General features: G+C 73.0%; 15 protein-coding genes and 1 pseudogene. 15 read left to right on the forward strand and 1 reads right to left on the reverse strand.

The window, feature by feature from the left end; genetic code table 11:
* Positions 1–16 precede the first annotated feature (16 nt).
* The 9 genes and pseudogenes from JD77_RS27105 (at position 17) to JD77_RS27140 (ending at position 13117) form a co-directional block, all read left to right on the forward strand.
* The gene (locus JD77_RS27105; protein WP_145776730.1) at positions 17–1915 is read left to right on the forward strand and encodes a DUF2075 domain-containing protein; all 1899 of its coding nucleotides are present in this window, start codon (positions 17–19) and stop codon (positions 1913–1915) included.
* Between the two features lie 291 nt (positions 1916–2206).
* Positions 2207–3046 (forward strand): hypothetical protein, encoded by an 840-nt coding sequence (locus tag JD77_RS27110; protein ID WP_145776731.1) that lies wholly within the window; start codon positions 2207–2209, stop codon positions 3044–3046.
* Positions 3027–3299: a hypothetical protein gene (locus JD77_RS27115; protein ID WP_145776732.1), complete on the forward strand. Its 273-nt coding sequence runs from the start codon at positions 3027–3029 to the stop codon at positions 3297–3299. Before JD77_RS27110 ends, JD77_RS27115 begins: the two co-directional genes overlap by 20 nt.
* Positions 3300–3362: 63 nt before the next feature.
* The gene (locus tag JD77_RS27120; RefSeq protein WP_145776733.1) at positions 3363–4997 is read left to right on the forward strand and encodes a TIGR02677 family protein; all 1635 of its coding nucleotides are present in this window, start codon (positions 3363–3365) and stop codon (positions 4995–4997) included.
* Positions 4994–5356: pseudogene (locus JD77_RS35885) on the forward strand (DUF2398 family protein); the annotation flags it as partial. The gene JD77_RS27120 and the pseudogene JD77_RS35885, both read left to right, overlap by 4 nt.
* Before the next feature lie 56 nt (positions 5357–5412).
* Complete coding sequence (locus tag JD77_RS27125; RefSeq protein ID WP_484213898.1) at positions 5413–6240, forward strand: TIGR02678 family protein; 828 nt, start codon at positions 5413–5415, stop codon at positions 6238–6240.
* Positions 6237–10373 (forward strand): TIGR02680 family protein, encoded by a 4137-nt coding sequence (locus tag JD77_RS27130; protein ID WP_145776734.1) that lies wholly within the window; start codon positions 6237–6239, stop codon positions 10371–10373. The genes JD77_RS27125 and JD77_RS27130 overlap by 4 nt, the downstream gene beginning before the upstream one ends.
* Positions 10370–11638, forward strand: coding sequence for a TIGR02679 family protein (locus tag JD77_RS27135; RefSeq protein WP_211372691.1), 1269 nt, complete (start codon positions 10370–10372; stop codon positions 11636–11638). Before JD77_RS27130 ends, JD77_RS27135 begins: the two co-directional genes overlap by 4 nt.
* 114 nt (positions 11639–11752) lie before the next feature.
* The gene (locus JD77_RS27140; RefSeq protein ID WP_145776736.1) at positions 11753–13117 is read left to right on the forward strand and encodes a serine hydrolase domain-containing protein; all 1365 of its coding nucleotides are present in this window, start codon (positions 11753–11755) and stop codon (positions 13115–13117) included.
* Between the two features lie 40 nt (positions 13118–13157).
* Here the strand turns inward: JD77_RS27140 and JD77_RS27145 are convergent, their stop codons facing one another.
* Complete coding sequence (locus JD77_RS27145; RefSeq protein WP_342799666.1) at positions 13158–14786, reverse strand: CoA-acylating methylmalonate-semialdehyde dehydrogenase; 1629 nt, start codon at positions 14784–14786, stop codon at positions 13158–13160.
* Positions 14787–14913: 127 nt separating this feature from the next.
* Here JD77_RS27145 and JD77_RS27150 point away from each other — a divergent pair, with 127 nt between their 5' ends.
* From JD77_RS27150 to JD77_RS32530, 6 genes are all read left to right on the forward strand, one after another.
* On the forward strand, positions 14914–15906 hold the full coding sequence (locus tag JD77_RS27150; RefSeq protein ID WP_145776737.1) for a PucR family transcriptional regulator ligand-binding domain-containing protein: 993 nt from the start codon (positions 14914–14916) through the stop codon (positions 15904–15906).
* Positions 15907–16154: 248 nt separating this feature from the next.
* Complete coding sequence (locus tag JD77_RS34245) at positions 16155–16409, forward strand: hypothetical protein (protein ID WP_246140988.1); 255 nt, start codon at positions 16155–16157, stop codon at positions 16407–16409.
* Positions 16375–16725: an amidohydrolase family protein gene (locus JD77_RS34250; RefSeq protein WP_246140990.1), complete on the forward strand. Its 351-nt coding sequence runs from the start codon at positions 16375–16377 to the stop codon at positions 16723–16725. The genes JD77_RS34245 and JD77_RS34250 overlap by 35 nt, the downstream gene beginning before the upstream one ends.
* Before the next feature lie 13 nt (positions 16726–16738).
* Entirely contained in the window at positions 16739–17731 is a 993-nt protein-coding gene (locus tag JD77_RS27160) for a TIGR03842 family LLM class F420-dependent oxidoreductase (RefSeq protein WP_145776738.1), read from the forward strand.
* A gap of 447 nt (positions 17732–18178) precedes the next feature.
* Positions 18179–18841, forward strand: a complete 663-nt coding sequence (locus JD77_RS27165; protein ID WP_211372692.1) for a hypothetical protein — start codon at positions 18179–18181, stop codon at positions 18839–18841.
* A gap of 340 nt (positions 18842–19181) precedes the next feature.
* Positions 19182–21293 carry a zinc metalloprotease gene (locus JD77_RS32530; RefSeq protein ID WP_170286557.1) on the forward strand — a complete coding sequence of 704 codons (2112 nt, stop codon included), beginning with the start codon at positions 19182–19184 and terminating at the stop codon, positions 21291–21293.
* Positions 21294–21315: the final 22 nt, after the last annotated feature.

Raw genomic sequence — 21315 nt, forward strand, 5'->3', positions numbered from 1 at the left:
TGCCCGGGGGCATTTGTTGTCCGAATTCCGCATTTCCGCCGATGGTCTACTCCGCCTGGCCACCAGCGGCATCCTCGCCGACCAGATCGCGGAGCAGATCGGCCACAGGGTGAGCCCCGCCGAGCACCGCTCATGGTCGCGCAGCCTGGCGGTGCTCGGGCAGGATCTCGTTGACGCCGGCCTGAGCCAGGTCGAGGTGCTGGTCGAGTACCAACTCCCGCTGACCAGCAAGCGCGTCGACGTGGTGCTCGCCGGGGTCCACCCGACGACGGCCGAGGACTCCTATGTCGTCGTCGAGCTCAAGCAGTGGTCCTACGCCGAAGCCTACGAGGACTCGGACCGGCTCGTCCTGGTGGAGCATGCCAAAGGTCCGCGGCTGCATCCGGGCGTGCAGGTCGGCGACTACTGCGAGTACCTCACCGACTTCCTCGGCGTCCTCGGTGACCGGCGAAACCCGGTGCGCGGCGCTGCGTACCTGCACAACGCCATGGACCGGGACGTCAACGACCTGTTCGCCCGCCGCCCCACGGAGCACAGCAGGATCTTCACCAAGCAACGGCGCGGCCAATTCCTCGACTACCTCCGTACCCATCTGGCACCCGCGCCGGGTGCAGCCGCCGCAGACCGCTTCCTCACCAGTTACGTCCGGCCCAGCAAGCACCTCCTGTCGTACGCCGCGCAGGAGCTGAAGGAACGGTCCCACTTCACACTGCTCGACGAGCAGCGCCTCGCATACGAGCTGGTGTTGCACGCGGTGGAGCGGGCCAGGTCGGCGGACCGGAAGTCGGTCGTGGTCGTCTCGGGCGGGCCCGGCAGCGGCAAGAGCGTGATCGCGCTGTCGGTGCTGGGGGAACTCGCCCGGCAGAACCGGGCCGTCATGCACGCCACCGGCTCCCGGTCGTTCACCCAGACCCTGCGCCGCTATGCCGGCCGCGGCTCCACTCGGCTGAAGAACCTGTTCGGCTACTTCAACAGCTTCATGTCCGCCGAACGCAACGGCTTCGATGTGCTGATCTGCGACGAGGCGCACCGGATCCGGGAGACTTCGGTCAACCGGTTCACCCCGAAGGCCAAGCGGGACAAGGCCCGGCCGCAGATCGACGAACTGATCGCCGCCGCGCGCGTACCCGTCTTCCTGCTTGACGAGCACCAGGTGGTGAAGCCAGGCGAGCTGGGCAGCGTGGAGGTCATCTCCCGGTACGCCGAGCAACTCGGCCTGGATGTCGAGGTCGTCTCGCTGCACGACCAGTTCCGCTGCGGTGGCAGCGAGGCGTACGAGCAATGGGTCCTCGACCTGCTCGGCCTCGACGGCGGGAAGCCGTCGGTCTGGCACGGCGACGGCCGGTTCGACCTGCGATTGGCGGAGTCGCCGAAGGAAATGGAGGCGTTTCTGGCGACAAAGCAGGCCGCGGGGGAAACTGCCCGCATGTCGGCGGGTTACTGCTGGCCGTGGAGCGAGCCGCGACCGGACGAGTCGCTGGTGCCGGACGTACAGATCGGCGGCTGGGCCCGGCCGTGGAACGTCAAGAGCGACCGTAGCGTGGGCGAGGCACCGGGCAGCGCCTACTGGGCCACGGACCCGAACGGCTTCGGCCAGGTGGGTTGCGTCTACACCGCGCAGGGCTTCGAGTACGAGTGGTCAGGCGTCATGATCGGCCCGGATCTGGTCGCTCGCGACGGCCGACTGGTCACCCAACGGTCCGAGTCGAAGGACCCGGCGTTCCGCAGCCGCAAGGCGCTCAGCGACGTCGAGGCGGACCGCCTGATCCGCAACACGTACAAGGTGCTGATGACGCGCGGCATGCGCGGCACGATGCTCTACTCGACCGACCCGGAGACGCGTGAATGGCTGGCGTCGCTGGTACGTGTTCGGCGCGGGCTGGAGACGGTGTATGAATCCGCAGGGAGTCACTAACCACGGGTCGTCCGGGTTTGCATCGCAAGAAGGCAATGGCTACAGTTTCGGAATCAGCAGGGCGGTCCGACAGGCTTTCGATCCTGAATATGCCTCCACCGCACGAGATCTTCGTGCTTTCGGGGGCGAGCAGCCTTGGCGCGCTACTTCTACGTCTACGTGGCCAGATATTCCAGGAACAATTTGGAGATCGGAAGATCTCTGGGGGTCTGGGGATGGCGGTCTGATGCGCTGAGCCTGCACAGCAAGCCCGATCCGCGGAGCAGCCGGGACGTAGCCCGAAGCATGGCGGTGGGCGACTTCTTCATTCTGGCGTCTGGTGGTTCCCCAGGCCCCCGGACGCCTCAAGAGAAGTTCGTCGCGGGCACTCTCTCGGAAATCATCATCACGCGTATCAGCAAACCTCTCTACAGATCGGACCGTCGCGTCTGGCCCGACGACGTCTACCCGGAGCGAGTGGGTCTCACGGTGGTCGACAGCGTGGGCCCGGTGAACGGGCAGAGGCTCGGCGTGGAGGCGATGCAAGCGCTGCAGCGATCCGGGAACACCCGAGGCGTCCCTGTTGCCGCAGAACCGGTCGCGCTTGAGTCTCTGATCCTCACCGAGGAGGAGCCATCGGAAGACCCGCTCGACCTTGACGGCGATCTGGACGCGCTCGTCGAGGTGAGGCGGCGTAGGGAGCAACGCCGTCTACGGCACCGGAAGTTCGGCCTGCGAGAGCAGATCACCTGCGACCTGTGCGGGCGGTCAATGCCGGTACGACTGGTCGCAGCGGCGCACATCAAGCGGCGCGCTGAGGCGTCCCGGGACGAGCGGTTGACTCTCGAAAACATCATGGCCGCCTGCCTGCTCGGTTGTGACGCCCTGTTTGAGCACGGCTATATCCATGTCGACTCGGCAGGGGTGATCAGGGCATCCCAGCGTGCTCATGGCAATGCCGACGAGGCCACCCGGTCGTTGACCGGACGCCGGTGCACGGCCTTCAGCGCCCGGTCGCGCCCATTCTTCGAGTATCACGCAGCCAGACATGGCCATCCGTGGACGGATGCAGCCGGCCACACTGACTACGCCTGGCTCACCGATGCGTGGACACTGATTCGCGACGCTGAAGATGCCGGAAGAGCACCTTGAGGCATGTAACGACGACGGTGCGCTCGGCGTCGACGCGCTCCAGATCATGGCGCGCCGGTACGTCGAGCGACGGGTCGCCCAACTGTCGGCCCGGCCCGAGGACGCCGACGCCCGCCTGCGCGGGCTGCTCGACATCTACGACGACCTCGCGGGCCGGGGCCACCCCGATCCGCTGGCGTTGCTCGCGAGCGTGCTGGGCATTCCGGTGGACACGCTCGTCATCTACCTGCGCGCCGCCGGCCGCGCGCCGTAGGTCAGCCGGCGACACGGTGAGTCACCCGCAGAGCCAGCTTTCGAGAATGCGAGGATGGGCGTCATGCCTCTCGGGACCGGGTCGCCCGCGCAACCGTTCGCCCATCTCCAGGCACAGAATTCGGCCCTGTACCGGCAGATCCTGGATGCCTTCGTCCGGGCGAAGCAGCGCTTCACCGTGCACCTGCGGCCGGAGGACGTGCTGATCGAGATCCTGACCGCGGTGCGGTCCACGACGGAGGAGGTCCCCACCGGGGCCGGGCCGTCGCTGGAGACCGTGCGCGCCGCCCTGGACCAGCTCGCCGGGTGGGGCAACCTGCGCGCCGACCCCGACACCGGCCGGGTGACAACGGTCGAGGACTTCCACCGGGCCCGATACCTCTACCAGCTCACCCGCGAGGGACACGCGGCGGAGGACGCGATCGCCAGGTACGAGGAGGCGATCGGGCGGCGGGGCGCCCTGCAGTCGGTGGCGCTGTCCGACATCGCGGAACAGCTGCGCGGGCTGCTGGCCGTCGCCGAAGCGGCCGCGGCCGGCGAGCCGCCGGACGCGGCGAAGACACACCTGCTGTTGCTGAGCCTCGTCGACCGGTTCACCGGCCTGGCCGACAACGCGCAGGCCTTCATGGCGTCACTGCGCCGGGCGATCGACTTCTCCGACGCCGACGTCGCGGCGTTCCTGGCGTACAAGGAGCAGTTGATCGCCTACCTGGAGCGGTTCATCGCCGACCTGGCCAACCGGGGCGCGGAGATCGCGGCGCTCGCCCGCCGGATCGAGGCGGTCGGCGTGACGCCGCTGCTGGAGGTGGCGGCGCGGCGCGAGGCCGCCGACGCCGCGCCTCGCGAGGAGCACGGCGGCGCGGACGGGCGGGACGGCCTGGACCGGGACGCCTGGGACGGGCACGACGCCGCCATGCGGCAGGCCCTGGACACCTGGCGCCTGCGTTGGGCGGGGCTGCGTGACTGGTTCATCAGCGGCGACAGCAGCCGCCCTGCCCAGGCGCGGCTGCTGCGTACGGCGGCGATCGGTGGGATCCGGCAGCTGCTGAGCACGGTCGCGGCGATCAACGAGCGGCGGGCCGGCCGGTCGGACCGCTCGGCCGACTTCCGCCGGCTGGCCCTCTGGTTCGCCGAGACACCGGACGACGAGGCGGCGCACCGGCTCTGGCACACCGCGTTCGGGCTCTCCCCCGCGCGGCACCTCACCACCACGGCGGCGACCCTCGCCGCCGCCGAGGAGCGCCCGGTGCCGGCCGCCACGCCGTGGGCGCGGGCGCCCCGGTTGGAGATCAGCCCTCGGCTGCGCCGCACCGGCTCGTACGAGCGGCGAGGCGCGCCGAACCGGGTGATCGACCGGTCGGAGCAGCGTCGCGTGCTCGCCGAGCGGATGCGCCGCGAGGCGGAACAGACCGCCCGCGCCCGGGCCGCGCTGGCCACCCCGGGTCCGATCCGCCTCTCCGAGCTGGCGGGGCTGGACTCGGCGGAGTTCCGGCTCTTCCTCCAGTTGCTCGGTGACGCCCTGGCCGCCCGCCGGCCGGACCAGTCGGAGGTGACGACCACGACGTCGGACGGCACGATGGCGGTCCGGCTGCGACGGGTCGACGGGGCACCGCCGGCGCGGGTCGTCACCCAGGACGGAGTGCTGACCGGGCCGGAGCACCTCATCGAGATCACCGATCTGGTCGGGGCCGACCGGTGAGGGGGCGCGCTGCGGCCGACGACGTTCCGGAGGCGCGGCGGCGCAGGGCCGCGCGGCTGCTGCTGGCCCGCCCGCTGCTGGTGGCCGGGCTCACCGACGCGGAGACCTTCCGGCTGGTCCGGGCGTACGCGACGGAGCTGCGGGAGTGGTTCGACCGGGAGGCCGGCTGGCAGGTGGTCGCCGACGCCCACACGGTACGGCTGGTGAAGCTGACCGCCGACCCGTACGACGGCACGCATCCGGCGCGGGATCCGCGGTCGCGGACCCCGTTCTCGCGGCAGCGGTACGTGCTGACCTGCCTGGCGCTGGCGGCCCTGGAGCGCGCCGACGGGCAGATCACGCTGGGCCGGCTGGCCGAGGAGGTCGTGACGGGGCCGCCGAGCCGGCGCTGGCGGCGGCCGGGTTCTCGTTCGCGCTGGACCGGCGGGAGCGGCGGGCCGACATGGTGGCCGTGGTCCGGTTGCTGCTGCACTGGGGGGTGCTGCGCCGGGTGGCCGGGGACGAGGAGGCGTACCTGGGCGCCGGCGGAGACGTCCTGTACGACGTGGACCGGCACGTGATCGCCGGCCTGCTCGCCGCGTCCCGGGGGCCGTCGATGATCGACGAGTCGACCGGGCCGGGCCGGCTCGCGGCGTTGACGCAGGAGGTCGTACCCGATGTGGAGGACGCCCGGAACCGGGCGCTGCGACAGCGGCTGACCCGGCTGCTACTGGAGCAGCCGGTGGTCTACCACGACGAGCTCACCGAGGCCGAGCGCGCCTACCTGACCAGCCAGCGGCACGCGCTGCTGACCCGAGTCACCCAGTTCACCGGCCTGGTCGCCGAGGTACGCGCGGAGGGGATCGCGATGGTCGATCCCGAGGACGAGCTCACCGACGTGCGGATGCCCGCCGAGGGGATGCAGAGCCACCTGACCCTGCTGTTGGCGGAGCACATCGCCGCCGGTGACGGCGGGGTACGGGTCAGCGAGCTGCACCGGCGCACCCGGGAGCTGGCCGTCGAGCACCGGTCGTACTGGCGCAAGCACGCCACCGACCCGGGCGCCGAGGTGGACCTGGTGGCCACGGCGCTGGAGGCGCTGCGCGCGCTGAAGCTGATCCGGGTCGAGCCGGGCGCGGACCCGCTCGTGCTGCCCCGGCCGGCAATCGCCCGGTACGCCCTGGCCGAGCCGACGATCCGCGAGCCGGCCGCCCGGGGGACGGCCACCGACAAGTCCGAACGATCGAGGGAACCCGTGCGATGACCGTACCGCTGGCCGACCAGCTGCCGCTTCCGGCGAAGGAGCGCTGGCAGCCGTTGCGCGCCGGGCTGGTCGACATCTTCTACTACGACCAGGAGGAGTTCCACTTCCACGGCGGGAGCCTGCTGCTGCGGGGCAACAACGGCACCGGCAAGTCGAAGGTGCTGGCGCTGATGCTGCCGTTCCTGCTCGACGGCGATCTGGCGCCGTACCGGGTGGAGCCGGACGGCGACCCGCACAAGCGGATGGAGTGGAACCTGCTGCTCGGCGGCCGGTACCCGCACCCGGAGCGGCTGGGCTACACCTGGTTGGAGTTCGGCCGCCGGGACCGCGACGGGGAGCGTTACCTCACCATCGGGTGCGGTCTGAAGGCGGTCGCCGGGCGGGGCATCGCCCGGCACTGGTTCTTCGTCACCAGCCAGCGGGTCGGCGTCGACCTGGCGCTGGTGAACGCGACCGGCACGGCGTTGACCCGGGAGCGGCTGCGCGACGCTCTCGGGTCCGCGGGGATGGTCCACGACCGGGCGGCGGACTACCGGCGGGCCGTGGACGAGGCGCTGTTCGGGCTCGGCAACCGGTACGACGCGCTGGTCTCCCTGCTGATCCGGCTGCGCCAGCCGCAGCTGTCGAAGCGGCCGGACGAGAAGAGCCTGTCCCGGGCGCTCACCGACGCGCTGCCGCCACTCGACGAGAACCTGATCACCCAGGTCGCGGAGGCGTTCCGCAGTCTGGACGACGAGCGGGTGACGCTGCGGGAGCTGGCCGAGACGAAACGGGCCGCCGACGACTTCCTCACCCGCTACCGGCAGTACGCGCGGGTCGCGACGCGCCGCCGGGCCGGGCTGCTGCGCCAGCAGCACAGCCGCTACGAACAGCTCGGGCGGGAGCTGGCCGAGGCGCAGCGGGCCTACGACCAGGCCGACGCCGACCTGACCGGGGCGTTGACGCGCATCGACGGGTTGACGGAGCGGTCCCGGGAGCTGGCCACGCGGCTGCAGGCGCTGCGGGACAGCCCGGAGGCGCGTACCGCCGAGCATCTGCGCCGGCTGCGGGGCATCGCCGACGAGCGGGACCAGTTCGCCGTCCGGCAGGAGGAGCGGCTGCACGACCTGGAAGCCGACGTGACCCGCGCCGGGCGGACCGCCGAGGACGCGGCCCGGGAGCTGCGGCAGGCGCAGGACGCCGAGGACGCGGCGCGCGGGCAGGTCGAGCGGGACGCCGCGGCGGCGCGGCTGGCCGACCGGCACGCGGCGCGGGTACTGGCCGCGCTGCCGGTCGGGCTGGCCGAGGCGACCCGGGCCTCGGACGAGCTGGTCGCCTCGCGGTCGGGTTCGCTGCGGACCCTGGACCGGCTCCGCGCCGCCGCCGACGCGGCCCAGGATCGGGCGGACCGGGCCCGCGACGAGGCGGACCGGCTCGACGCCGAGGTGGCCGCCGCGGACCTACGGGTCGCGGAGGCCGAGTCGGCCGCGACCGAGGCGGGTGAGCTGCTGGTCCAGCGGACCCGGGAGCACCTTGACGGCGTGGTCGAGCTGCCGGTCGGCGACCTCGACGGCGTCCTCGCGGAACTGGAGCAGTGGGTCGGCACGCTGGCCGGGGAGAACCCGGCGGCGCGGGAGACGGCGCGCGCCGCCACGGCCGCGACGGAGGCCCTCGCCCGCGCCGACGCCGCGTTGGAGGCCGAGGAACGCGAGGTCCGCGACGGTCTGCGACGGGCCGAGGCGGAGCTGCGCCGGCTTGAGGCGGGGACGCATCAGCCGCCGCCCGTGCCGCACACGCGCGCCGACGAGGTACGCCGGGACCGGCCGGGCGCGCCGCTGTGGCGGGTGGTGGACTTCGCCCCGGAGGTGCCGGCGGCGCAGCGGGCCGGCATCGAGGCTGCCCTGGAGGCGGCAGGGGTCCTCGATGCCTGGCTCGACCCCGACGGGGCACTGCGCGACCCGGTCAGCGGGGACACCGTGCTGCGGCCCGGCGGGGCGGTGGCGGCCAACCTGGGGCGGCTGCTCCGCCCGGCGGTCGACCGGGCGGACCCGGCCTGCGCGGCGCTGTCGGACGAGTCCGTGGCGGGCGTGCTCGCCGCGATCGGCCTGGGCGCCGGCTCGGCGGTGACGTGGGTCGACGCGACCGGCGCGTTCGGCAACGGTGTCGTCGCCGGACGCTGGGTCAAACCGGCGGCGGAACACATCGGCGACAGCGCCCGGGAGGCGTCCCGCCGGGCCCGGATCGACCAGCTGCGGCGGGAGGCCGCGGAGCTGTCGGCGCGGCTGGCCGCCGTCGCGGACCATCGCGGCGAGGTGCGCCGGCGGCGGGAGCAAGTCGCCGCCGAGGCGCGGGCGCTGCCGTCGGACCAGCCGCTGCGGGAGGCACACACCCGGGTACGCGGCGCGTACGAGGCCCGCCGCGACGTCGTCCAGCGGCGGGACGAGGCGACCGAGGCGCTCAGCCGGCGGCTCGCCGAGGCGGCGACCGCGCTGAACGAGGCGACCGAGTTCGCCGACGACGTCGGCCTGCCGTACGACGTCGAGGAGCTGGCCTCGGTGCGGGACGGGCTGCAGTCGTACCGGGTGGCCCTGGCCGCCTGGTGGCCGACCGTGACGGGCGTGCGTACGGCGCACGCCCGTCGGGACGAGGCGGCGTGGCTGCACTCCGAACGGCTGGAGCGGCTGGCGCCGGCGGCGGCCGAGGCAGCCGAGGCGCGGGACGCGGCGCGGGCGGCCCGGGTGGAGTTCGAGACGCTGGACGCCACCGCCGGCGCGTCCGTGGCGGACCTGCAGCGCCGCATCGCGGAGGCGACCGGGCTGCTGACGGGCTGCGAGCGCGACCGGGAGGAGGCCCGGGGGCAGGAGGCGGCGGCCCGGGACGCCCGGGGTGACGCCGGCGGGCGGCGCAGCCGGCTGCAGCAGGAGCTGCACGAGGCGACCGGGGCCCGGGACGACGCCGTCGAGGGACTGCGCGCCTTCGCCGGCACCGGCCTGGTCGACCTGGCCTGCCCGGGGCTGGAGGTGCCGGACGTGGCGCAGCCTTGGGCGGCGACCCCGGCGGTGGCGCTGGCCCGGGCCGTCGAGCGGGAGCTGGTCGACACGGACGACGACGATCGGCGGTGGGACCGGCTGCAGCAGCAGGTCAGCATGGACGTGAAGGCGCTGACCGACGGCCTCTCCCGGCAGGGTCACCAGGTGGTGACGACCATCCGGGAGGAGACGATGGTCGTCGAGGTCAGCTTCCAGGGGCGGACCCGCACCGTCGCCGATCTGTCCGCCGCGCTGGTCGACGAGATCGACGAGCGGCAGCGGATGCTCTCCGCGCACGAGCGGGAGGTGTTGGAGACGCACCTGGTCAACGAGGTGGCCGGGGCGCTCCAGGAGCTGATCGTCGGCGCCGAGCGGCAGGTCGCGGGGATGAACGAGGAACTCGAGGCCCGGCCCACCTCGACGGGGATGCGGCTGCGGCTGCTGTGGCGGCCGACCCGCGACGCCCCCGCCGGGCTCGCCGACCTGCGCGCCAAGCAGTTGCGGCAGACCACGGACGTCTGGAACGACGAGGACCGGCGCGCCGTGGGCGCCTTCCTGCAGGAGCAGATCAACCGGGAACGGTTGCGCGACGATGCGGCGACCTGGTCGGAGCAGCTGACCCGCGCGCTGGACTACCGGGCGTGGCACGAGTTCACGATCCAGCGGCACCAGGACGGGCAGTGGCGCCCGGCGACCGGGCCCGCGTCCGGCGGTGAGCGGGTGCTGGCGGCGAGCGTTCCGCTGTTCGCCGCCGCGTCGTCCTACTACGGCTCGGCCGGCAACCCGTACGCGCCTCGGCTGATCGCGCTGGACGAGGCGTTCGCGGGGGTGGACGACGACTCCCGCGCGAAGTGCCTGGGGCTGCTGGCCACCTTCGACCTCGACGTGGTACTGACCAGCGAGCGGGAGTGGGGCTGTTATCCGCAGGTGCCCGGCCTCGGGATCGCTCATCTGGCCCGGCACGACGGCATCGACGCGGTGCTGGTCACCCCGTGGCGCTGGGACGGACGTGAACGACACCTGTTGTCCGCGCCGGAGCGGCGGGCGCCGCGGCAACGGAACGCCCACCCGGACGATCATCAGCCCGAGCCGGTGACGGCACCGGGCCTGTGGGATGCGCCGTGACCGACGTAGAACGGTTGCGCCGGCAGCTCGGCGGGGCGGAGACCGAACGGCTGTTCCAGCGGTTACGCCGCCGCATCGCCCGGGGACAGCCGCTGACCGGCACCCTGACCCTGGACGGGCCCAGCCCGGACGAGCGGCGGGCGGTGGAGCGGGTCCTGGGCCGCCCGCCCGGTCGCGGCAGCACCCTGACAGTCAACCTCGACGAGCTGGATCGAATCATCCGGCGTAGTGGGATGCACCCCGACGGCCTGACCGGGGCGGTCGAGGCGCTGACCGGAAGCGTCGCGGTGCTCGCCGAGGTACGGGCCGCCGAGGCCGCCGCCTGGCGGGCCGCCCTGGCCCCGGTCGCCGCGCTCGGCGGCGTACGCGTCGAGCTGGCCGAATGGTGCGCCGCCTCGGGCACGGCCGCGCTGCTACGGCGACTGGCGGGCACGCCACCGGCGGCGGCGCGGCTCGTGACCGACCTGGTCGCCATCCTCGCCGCGCTGCCGGCGGACGGGGAGCCGCTGGCCCGGCTCGCGGCGCGCACCACCGGCGACGCGCACGCGCTCGACGCCGGCCGGGCGCTGGAGACAGCGGCCCGCTCGGCCATCCGGGCCACCTGGTGGGGGGACGCACCACTGCCCGAGTCGGCGGCCGAGCAACGCCGGATGCTCTGGTACGCCGCCGGGGTGTTCCTCGACGACCTCTCGTCGACCGTGCTCGCCGTCAACCTACCCACGGTTGCCGGATGCCGGCTGCACGACCTCGCCGCCCCCGCCGCCGCGCTCGGGGAGCCGGTCGTCGTGACCCTGCGCCAACTCGCTCGCGGGGAGCCGCGGTTCGCTGCCCGCACTGTCCACGTCTGCGAGAACCCCACCGTGCTCGCCGCTGCGGCCGACCGGCTCGGCCCGACGTGCCCGCCGTTGGTCTGCGTCGGCGGCCAGCCCAGCACCGCGGCGCTGCGCCTGCTGGCCGGCCTGGTGCAGTCCGGTGCCCGCCTTCGGTATCACGGCGACTTCGACTGGGGTGGTCTGCGGATCGCCAACCTGCTGCACGGCAGGGTGCCCTGGCAGCCATGGCGCTACGGGACTGCCGACTACCTGGCCTGGGTCGCGGCCCGTACCGCCCTGGCGGGTACTGGGGGGCCGCTGGGAGGCACGCCGACCGACGCGGCCTGGGATCCGGGCCTCGCTGCGGCGATGCTCACCGCCGGGGTCCGGGTCGAGGAGGAACTGGTGCTCGACGACCTGATCACCGACTTGTCGGCGGCGGAGGGGACCTGACTCTCACGCTGCTACGTGTGGTGTGATCTCCAGGCATGAGGGTCAGGGTCGTCGGTGCCGGTGTCGTGGGCCGACCGTGGACCTCCGCGGCCGGGACCTGCCATTATGACGCGCATGAGGCTGGAACGTCGTACCGTGCTGGCTGCGGGTCTCGCCGCCGCGACCGCCGCCCTGGCGGGTTGCCGTGACCGTGTCCGTACGGGGCAACCGACGCCGGAGGCGACGTCTCCGGCGGCGCGGGCAACCACCGGCGCGCCGAGGGCCGCGGTCGCCCCGTCGACGGCCGCGGCCCCCGCGCCCCAGGACAAGATCGGGCGGCGCGATCCGCAGGACGGGTCGGCACTGACCACCGTGCTCACCCGCTACCTCCAGCCCACCAGGGAGAACCCGGACCACCCCATGTACGCCGGCGCGGTTGCGCTCTGCCAGGTCGGCGGCGCGGTCGTCGCCCGGTCGGTGGTGGGCAAGGCGCTACGCTACGACGCCGGGCCCGTGCTGTTGCCGGAGTCGAAGCAGGTCGCGATGCGTCACGACTCGATCTTCGACCTCGCCTCGATCACGAAGGTCTACACCGCGATCCTCGCCCTGCAGCAGGTGGACCGGGGCCGCATCGACCTCGCCGGTCGGGTGGTGGACTACCTGCCGGAATTCAGTGGCACCGGCAAGGACGCGGTCACCGTGTCGATGCTGCTGACCCACACCAGCGGCCTGCCGGTCGGTGCCAAGGTCACCGGGCTGCCCGACGACGCCGCCCGCCGGGCCGCGGTGCTTGCCACGCCGCTGGTCGCCGGCGCCGTCCCCGGCACCGTCTTCCGTTACTCCAGCGTCGGCCTGATGGTCCTCGCCCAACTGGTCGAGAAGGTCACCGGTAGCCGGCTCGACCAGGTCCTCAAGAGCGAACTCACCGGTCCCCTCGGCCTGCGGGACACCGGGTTCAACCCCAAGACCTGGTTGTCCGCCACCGACCAGGCCAACCGCCTCGTCGCCACCGACGCCCGGTCCTCCCGCGGCCTGCTGCGCGGCGTCGTCCACGACGACGTCGCCAACCACCTCGGCGGCATCGCCGGCCACGCCGGCATCTTCAGCACGGCGGCCGACGTCGCCGTCATCGGTCAGCTGCTGCTCAACGGCGGCAGCTACAACGGCACGCGTATCCTCTCCGAGGAGATCACGCGGCGGATGCTCACCAACGCCAACACCGGTCTGCCCGCCGTCGACCCGGAGCGCCCCAACCGGACCTCCGCGCACGGCCTGGGCGTCGTGCTCGACCAGCCCTGGTTCATGGGCTGGCTCGCTTCGCCGCGCACGTTCGGCCACACCGGGTTCACCGGCACCTCGCTCGTGGTGAACCCGGCCCGGAAGATGGTTCTGGTCCTGCTCACGAACCGTGCCCACCCCAACTGGAGCTGGGCCGACCCCGACCCCGTCCGGGTCGCCGCCGCCAACGCCGTCGGGGGGCCGGTCAAACGAGCGGCATGACCGCGGTGCCGGCTCGGTGGCGCGGCCCCGTGGCCGGTGGTCAGGTGGCCTGCGGGAAGCCGAGGTTCACCCCGCCGTGCGACGGGTCGAGCCACCGGCTCGTGACCACCTTCGACCGGACGAAGAAGTCCACCCCCTCCGGCCCGTACGCGCGCGCGTCGCCGAACAGTGAGTCCTTCCACCCGCCGAACGAGTAGTACGACATCGGGACGGGGATCGGCACGTTCACCCCGATCATGCCGACCTCGGCCTCGTTCTGGTAGCGCCGGGCGGCGCCGCCGTCGTTGGTGAAGATCGCCGTGCCGTTGCCCCACGGGTTGGCGTTGACCAGTTCGACGGCGGCGTCGTAGCTGGGCACCCGCACCACCGACAGCACCGGGCCGAAGATCTCGTCGGTGTAGACGGACATGTCGGTGCCGACGTGGTCGAACAGGGTCGGCCCGAGCCAGAAGCCCGTCCGCTCGCCGTCGATCGGATGCTGGCGCCCGTCCACCACCAGCTTCGCGCCGGCGTCCCGGCCGGCGTCCAGGTAGGACGTCACCCGGTCGCGGTGGGCGCCGGTGACCAGCGGTCCCATCTCGCAGCCGGGGCGGCGGCCGTCGCCGACGCGCAGGCGGGCGATCCGCTCGCGGATCTTGTCGACCAGCTCGTCGCCGACCGGGTCGACGGCCACGACGACGGAGACGGCCATGCAGCGCTCGCCGGCCGAGCCGAAGCCGGCTGACACGGCGGCGTCGGCGGCGAGGTCGAGGTCGGCGTCGGGGAGTACGACCATGTGGTTCTTCGCCCCGCCGAGCGCCTGCACCCGCTTGCCGTTGCGGGTGCCGGTCTCGTAGACGTACCGGGCGACGGGGGTGGAGCCGACGAACGAGACCGCCTTGATCGTGGGGTGTTCGAGGATCCGGTCGACGGCCTCCCGGTCGCCGTGGACGACGTTGAGGACGCCCTCGGGCAGCCCGGCCTCCGCGAACAGCTCGGCGATGAGGTTCGACGCGGACGGGTCCTTCTCGCTGGGCTTGAGCACCACGGTGTTGCCGCAGGCGATGGCGTTCGGCACGAACCACAACGGCACCATGGCCGGGAAGTTGAACGGGGTGATCACGCCGACCACGCCGAGCGGCTGCCGCAGGGAGTACACGTCCACGTTCGTCGACGCGTTCTCGCTGAACCCGCCCTTGAGCAGCTGCGGGATCCCGCAGGCGAACTCGACGTTCTCCAGCCCGCGCTGGATCTCCCCCGCCGCGTCGGCCAGCACCTTGCCGTGCTCGGCGGTGAGGATCTCGGCGAGGTCGGACCGGCGGGCGTGCAGCAGTGCCCGGAACGTGAACATGACGTTCGTGCGCTGGGCGAGGGACGCCGTACGCCAGCGGGTGAACGCCGCGCCGGCGATCTTCTCGGCGAGCTCCACCTGCGACTCGATCAGGTACAGCGTGGACGAGTGCAGCACGCCGGTGTCGAGCTGCGCCCGGACCGCGTCGCTGATCTCGGCCACGTCGTAGCCGACGGCATTGGTGAGGATGCCGGCGAAGAAGTCGAGGTACGTGCGGCCCTCGCGGTCGGTCACCCGGCGCCCGGAGGCGCTGGCGAACTCGATGGGCTGCTCGTAGTACAGGGCCAACCATCGCGGCATCACGGACCGGTGCCTGGCCAGCAGCTCTCGGTGCGCCATCGCGTCCTCCTCATCTCGACACAGGCCGAGTGTGGCCGCATTCGTTGCCCGACCGCCATGGACAACCTGTACCGCTTTGGTGGCCCACGCATTACGTTGTGTGCATCCCGTCAGAGGGGAGGCGTCGATGTATCCCTCCGTCGCAGAGGCCCTCGCGCTGCCGGTGATCCGGCGCGCGAGGCCGCGGGTGGTGGCCGGTTCGGCCGGGATGCAGGGCCGGGTCCGCTGGGTGCACGCGGCGGAGGTCGCCGACATCGCGCACCTGCTGCGCGGCGGCGAGCTGGTGCTGACCACGGGGATCGCGCTGCCGGACGAGGCGGCGGCGCTGACCAGGTACGTGGACGACCTGGCCGAGGTGAGGGCGGCGGGCCTGGTGATCGAGCTGGTCCGGCGGTGGAGCGACCGGGTGCCGGAGCCGCTGGTGGCGGCGGCCGACCGGCACCGGCTGCCGCTGATCACGCTCGCGGAGGAGACGCGGTTCGTCTCCGTCACCGAGGCGGTGGTCGCGCTGATCGTGGACGCGCAGCTCGCCGAGCTGCGGGCGGCCGAGCAGGTGCACGAGACGTTCACGTCGCTGACCGTGGCGTGCGCGGAGCCGGCCGAGGTGCTGCGGGAGGTGGCCCGCATCTCGGGGCTGCCGGTGGTGCTGGAGACGCTGGGGCACGAGGTGCTCGCGTACGACGCGGCGGGGCAGGATCCGGCCGAGCTGCTGGCCGACTGGGCGCCGCGGTCCCGGTCGGTGGCCGCGCCGGAGCGGACCGCGTACGACGACGAGGCCGGTTGGTTGGTCACGATGGTCGGCGCGCAGGGCGCCGACTGGGGGCGGCTCGTGCTGCTGTCGCCGGCTCCCCCGCCGCACCGGCACGTGGTGGTCGCGGAGCGGGCGGCGTCGGCCCTGGCGGTGCACCGGCTGGTGGCGCGGAACCGGGAGAGCCTGGAGCGGCAGACGCACCGGATGCTGCTGGCGCAGCTGGTCGGCCAGGCGGTCCCCCCGGCGGACCTTCGAGACCGGGACGATCGCGGCGGCCTGGGGCGGCACGACGACCATCGTGGACTTCGCCGTGCAGGCCAAGGGGACCTCGCTGCTGGCCGCGCTGGAATCCTGGCACGGCAAGGCTGACGGGAACTGCGCGATCGACTACGCGTTCCACATGATCGTCTCGGACGTCAACGACACGTCGCTGAAGGAGATGGAGGCCTGCATCGACGCGGGCGTCAACACGTTCAAGATGTTCATGGCGTACCCGGGGGTCTTCTACGCCACCGACGGGCAGATCCTGCGGGCGATGCAGAAGGCCCGGGACACCGGGTCGATGATCCTCATGCACGCCGAGAACGGCATCGCGATCCCGCGACACCGGCCAGAACGTGTTCGCCGAGACCTGCCCGCAGTACCTGTTCCTGTCGCTGGACGACATGGCCGGGTCCGACTTCGAGGGCGCGAAGTACGTCGCCTTTCCCCCGCTGCGCCCGAAGGAGCACCAGGCGGAGCTGTGGCGGGGCCTGCGCACCAACGACCTGTCGCTGGTAGCTGGGTCGGGGCGACTTCTCCAAGATCCCGAACGGGATGCCGGGCGTGGAGCACCGGATGGACCTGCTCTACCAGGGCGTGGTGAAGGGTGAGATCAGCCTCGCGCGGTGGGTGGAGATCAGCTCGACGACGCCCGCCCGGATGTTCGGCCTGTATCCGCGCAAGGGGATCATCGCGCCGGGCGCGGACGCCGACATCACGGTGTACGACCCGACGGCCCGGCAGACGATCTCGGCCCGCACCCACCACATGAACGTCGACTACTCGGCGTACGAGGGTTGGGAGCTGACCGGGAAGGTCTCCACCGTGCTGTCGCACGGTCGGGTCGTGGTCGACGGCGACGCGTTCCACGGCGCCGCCGGGCACGGCCGGTTCCTGAAGCGCGACCTGTGCCAGTACCTGGTCTGACGGAGGAGGAGTCGTGGACTTCGGTGTCGTACTGCAGACCGACCCGCCCGGCCGCGACGTCGTGGCGGGCCTGGCCGCCGCCGAGGACAGCGGGTTCCGGTACGGGTGGACGTTCGACTCGTGTGTGCTGTGGCAGGAGCCGTTCGTCATCTACTCGCAGGTCCTCGCCGCGACGAAGCACCTGGTCGTCGGGCCGATGGTGACCAACCCGAGCACCCGCGACTGGTCGGTGACCGCGTCGCTGTTCGCCACGCTGAACGAGATGTTCGGCAACCGTACGGTGTGCGGGATCGGCCGGGGCGACTCCGCGCGGCGGGTCATCGGCCAGCGGCCGGCCGGCCTGGCCGAGCTGGGGCGGGCCATGCGGCTGATCAAGGAGCTGGCGGAGGGCCGCGAGGTCGAGCACCACGGCACGCCGGTGCGCATCCCGTGGGTACGCGACGGCCGGCTGGAGATCTGGATGGCCGCGTACGGGCCGAAGGCGCTCAGGCTGGTCGGCGAGCAGGCCGACGGGTTCATCCTGCAGACAGCCGACCCCGACATCGCCCGCTGGACGATCGGCTCGGTCCGCGAGGCGGCCACCGCCGCCGGCCGCGACCCGGACGCGATCACCATGTGCGTGGCCGCGCCCGCGTACGTGGGCACGGACCTCGCCCACCAGCGGGAGCAGCTGCGCTGGTTCGGCGGCATGGTCGGCAACCACGTCGCCGACCTGGTCGCCCGCTACGGCGACTCGGGCGTGGTGCCGAGGGCGCTGACCGACTACATCAAGGGGCGCGAGGGCTACGACTACTCGCACCACGGCCGGGCCGGCAACCCGTCGACGGACTTCGTGCCGGACGAGATCGTCGACCGGTTCTGCCTGCTCGGGCCCGAGTCGGCGCACGTCGACCGGCTGCAGGAGCTGCGGGAGATCGGCGTCGACAACTTCGCCCTCTACCTGATGCACGACGACAGGGAGAAGACCCTCACCTCGTACGGCACGGGGGTGATCCCGCACGTCTGACGCGGGGGGCGGCGGAGCCCGGCGGGACCGGGCACCGCCACCTCGACCCTCACGCGGCGCCCGGTGACGGACCCTCCTGCGGGGACCGTCGGGCGTGCACGATCCGCAGGCCAGCCCACCCGGCACGGTGCAGCCGGTCACTCCGCGTGTCCTCTTCGGCGTCTATACGGTCCACGGCGTGCGACAGCACAGACGGGGCAGCTCCATAGGCGGCCGATCGGCTCCCCTCGACCGCCCGACACCCTCCGGCCGAGGTCCAACGGCGTTGACAGTCAGCCGCAACCCGGCCACGGCTCGGGTGCCTGCGGGTTTCAGCTCGGCGATCCGGGGCACGAGTGATCCCGCAAGTCGGTCGAGCGGAGCGGTGGTCGTCAGCGCGACACCGGGCCGTTCGGTCGTACGTCGTGACGAAAAGCGACGGCACCCGTGCCGGGAAATGGAGCTGACGTGAGCGCACCTGATCTGACGCCTCTGTCGATGGACGAGCTGGCCGCGGAGTCGGCGACCGCGCTGCCGACCAAGGAGGTCATCTCGCTGCTCGACCTGAACGTGAACCTCGACCTGGCGCTGGATCTCGCCGCGCCGATCGATCTGGCGGTCGCCGCCAACGCCAACATCGCGGCCCCGATCGACGCCGCGGTCGGCGCGAACGTCCTGTCGACCGGATCGGAGGCCGCCGCCCTGTCCGACCAGGGCGTCCTCATCGACCAGACGATCTCCGGCGACGCGATCGCCACCGCCCCGCAGGACAGCTCGATCGACCAGTCCGACGACGTGGTCGACCCGGGCACCGAGCCCGCGCCCACCGATCCCGCCCTGGGCGACGGCGACGTGACCGTGCCGACCGACCCGGCGTCGCTGCTCGACGGCGACCTGCTCAACGTCGACGTGAACGTCGCCCTCGACGCCGACCTGGCCGCCCCGGTCGCGGGTGCCGTCGCCGCCAACGCCAACGTGGCCGCCCCGATCGACGCCGCGGTCGCGGCGAACGTCGCGTCGGTGGACTCCAGCGCGACCGCGATCTCCCAGCAGGACGCCATCATCAACCAGCACCTCGACGACGTGACCGCGGAAGCCACGGCCGACCAGCAGGCCGAGATCGACCAGTAACGAGCATGAGTGTCATCTCGCCGATCGACGCGAATGCCTCCTCGGGACGGGGCGCCGCCGGGACCGCGCCCCGCCCCGGGGGCGGCCGGACCGGGCCGGTCCCGCCCCGGAGCGGGCCGAGACCTCCGGGCCGGACGCGGTACCGGCCCGCGCGCCGGGGCTGGAGCTGCTGGGTGAGCTGCCCGGGTCCGGCTACCGCCAGCCGCCCGGCCTCGTACGGCGCGCCGACGGGCAGACCTGCCAGCTCACCCGGCTGCTCTACCTGCTCCTCGAGGCGATCGACGGACGGCGGACCCACGAGGAGATCGCGGAGATCCTGACCCGCAGGACGTCGCGGCTGGTGACGGCGGAGAACGTCCGCGTGCTGGTCGAGTCGAAGCTGAGCCCGCTCGGCCTGCTCCGGCGGGCCGACGGGTCCGCGCCGGCGGCGCCGAGGTCCAACCCCCTGCTGGCGCTGCGGTTCCGGCTCGTGGTGTCGAACCCGCGGGTGACGCGACGGCTCACCGCCCCCTTCACTGTCCTGTTCCGGCCGTTCGTCGTCGCCGCAGTGCTCGCCGCGTTCCTGCTGACGACCGGGTGGGTCCTGTTCGACAAGGGGCTGGCCTCGGCCACCCACCAGGCGTTCCACGAACCCGGCCTGCTGCTGCTGGTCTTCGCGATCACGGTCGTCTCCGCCGGTTTCCACGAGTTCGGCCACGCCGCCGCCTGCCGCTACGGGGGCGCCACGCCCGGCACGATGGGCGTCGGTCTCTACCTGGTCTGGCCGGCCTTCTACACCAACGTCGACGACAGCTACCGGCTCGGCCGGGCCGGCCGGGTACGGGTCGACCTCGGCGGGCTGTACTTCAACGCGATCGTCGCCGTCGCGATGTTCGCCACCTGGGCGGTCGTCCGCTGGGACGCGCTGCTGCTCATCATCGCGGCCCAGGTGCTACAGATGCTGCGCCAGCTGGCGCCGTTCGTACGCTTCGACGGGTACCACATCCTGGCCGACCTGACCGGCGTGCCGGACCTGTACGCGCGCATCAAGCCGACGCTACTCGGGCTGCTGCCGACCCGGTGGGGCCGGGCCGAGTCCAGGGTGCTCCGGCCCTGGGCCCGGGTGGTGGTGACCCTCTGGGTGCTCACGGTCGTGCCGCTGCTGCTGTTGTCGCTGGTGCTCGTCGTGACCGCGCTGCCCCGTGTCGCCGCCACCGCGTGGCAGAGCCTGCACCAGCACGCCCTGCTCCTCGGCACCCACTGGGCGGCCGGTGACGCCGCCCGGGTCGGCGTCGGCCTGCTGTCGATCCTGGCGATCTGCCTGCCGCTGCTTGGCACGGCGTACCTGCTGGTCCGGCTCGTCCGGCGGACGGTGACCGCCGTGTGTCGCGGCACCGCCGGCCGGCCGGGACGCCGCGCCGCCGCGCTCGTCGCCGGCGCCGCTTTGGTGGCGGCACTGGCGTGGGTGTGGTGGCCGGACGGCACGAGGTACCAGCCGATCCAGCGGTACGAGCGTGGCACCGTGGCCGACGCCCTGCCGGCGGCGGACCGTCAGCCCGCCGTGCCGCCGACCCGGCCGCCGCAGGTCGGTGAGCGTCGCACGGTGACCACCGTCTGGCCGACGACGGCGTCGCGGCCCACCGGCGACCAGCGCCTGGCGCTCGTCCTGGTGCCCCGGGAGCCGGACCGGTCCGGCGGCGCGCCGGCGCCCGCCTGGGTCTTCCCGTTCAACCCGCCGGCGGCGCCGGGGGCCGGTGACAACCAGGCCCTCGCGGTCAACACCCGGGACGGCTCCACCCTGTACGACGTCGTGTTCGCCCTGGTCTGGGCCACCGACGACACCGTCGACAACCGCAACGAGGCGTGGGCCCTCGCGAACTGCCGGGACTGTCAGACCGTCGCGGTCGCGTTCCAGGTGGTGCTCGTCGTCGGCCGCGCCGACGTGGTCGTGCCCGAGAACATCTCCGCGGCGGTCAACTACTCGTGCCAGGACTGCCTGACGTACGCGCTGGCCTCGCAGTTGGTCGTCACCCTGCCGGAGGGGTTGAGCGACGAGGCCCGGGCCAGGCTGACCGCGCTGTGGGCGGAGATCGAGCGGTTCGGCCAACGCGTCCGGGGGCTGTCCCCGCAGGAGATCCAGGCACAGCTGGAGAGGTACAAGGAGCAGATCCTCGCGATCATCAGGGCGGACGCCCCGGCCGGCCCGGCCCCGAGCGGCACGCCCACCACGGCCGCTCCGGGAAGCCCGTCGGCGACGGCCAGTCCTGCCGGCACCCCCACCGGCAGCGCGTCCGCCAGCCCCTCCCCGGCCACGGGTCCGACCACCGTCCCGGCGCCACCGGCGGCGCCCGGCGGCACGCCGACGACGCCGGGAACCGCCGCACCGGACCCGACCCCGGCGGGGACGTCGCCGGAACCGACCGGCGAGCCGGGGCCGTCGTCGGCCGCCCCGGAGCAGTCACCGACCCCGTGACCCGCCGCCGCCCCTGAAAGAA

The sequence above is a fragment of the Micromonospora olivasterospora genome (assembly GCF_007830265.1).
Taxonomy (GTDB): domain Bacteria; phylum Actinomycetota; class Actinomycetes; order Mycobacteriales; family Micromonosporaceae; genus Micromonospora; species Micromonospora olivasterospora.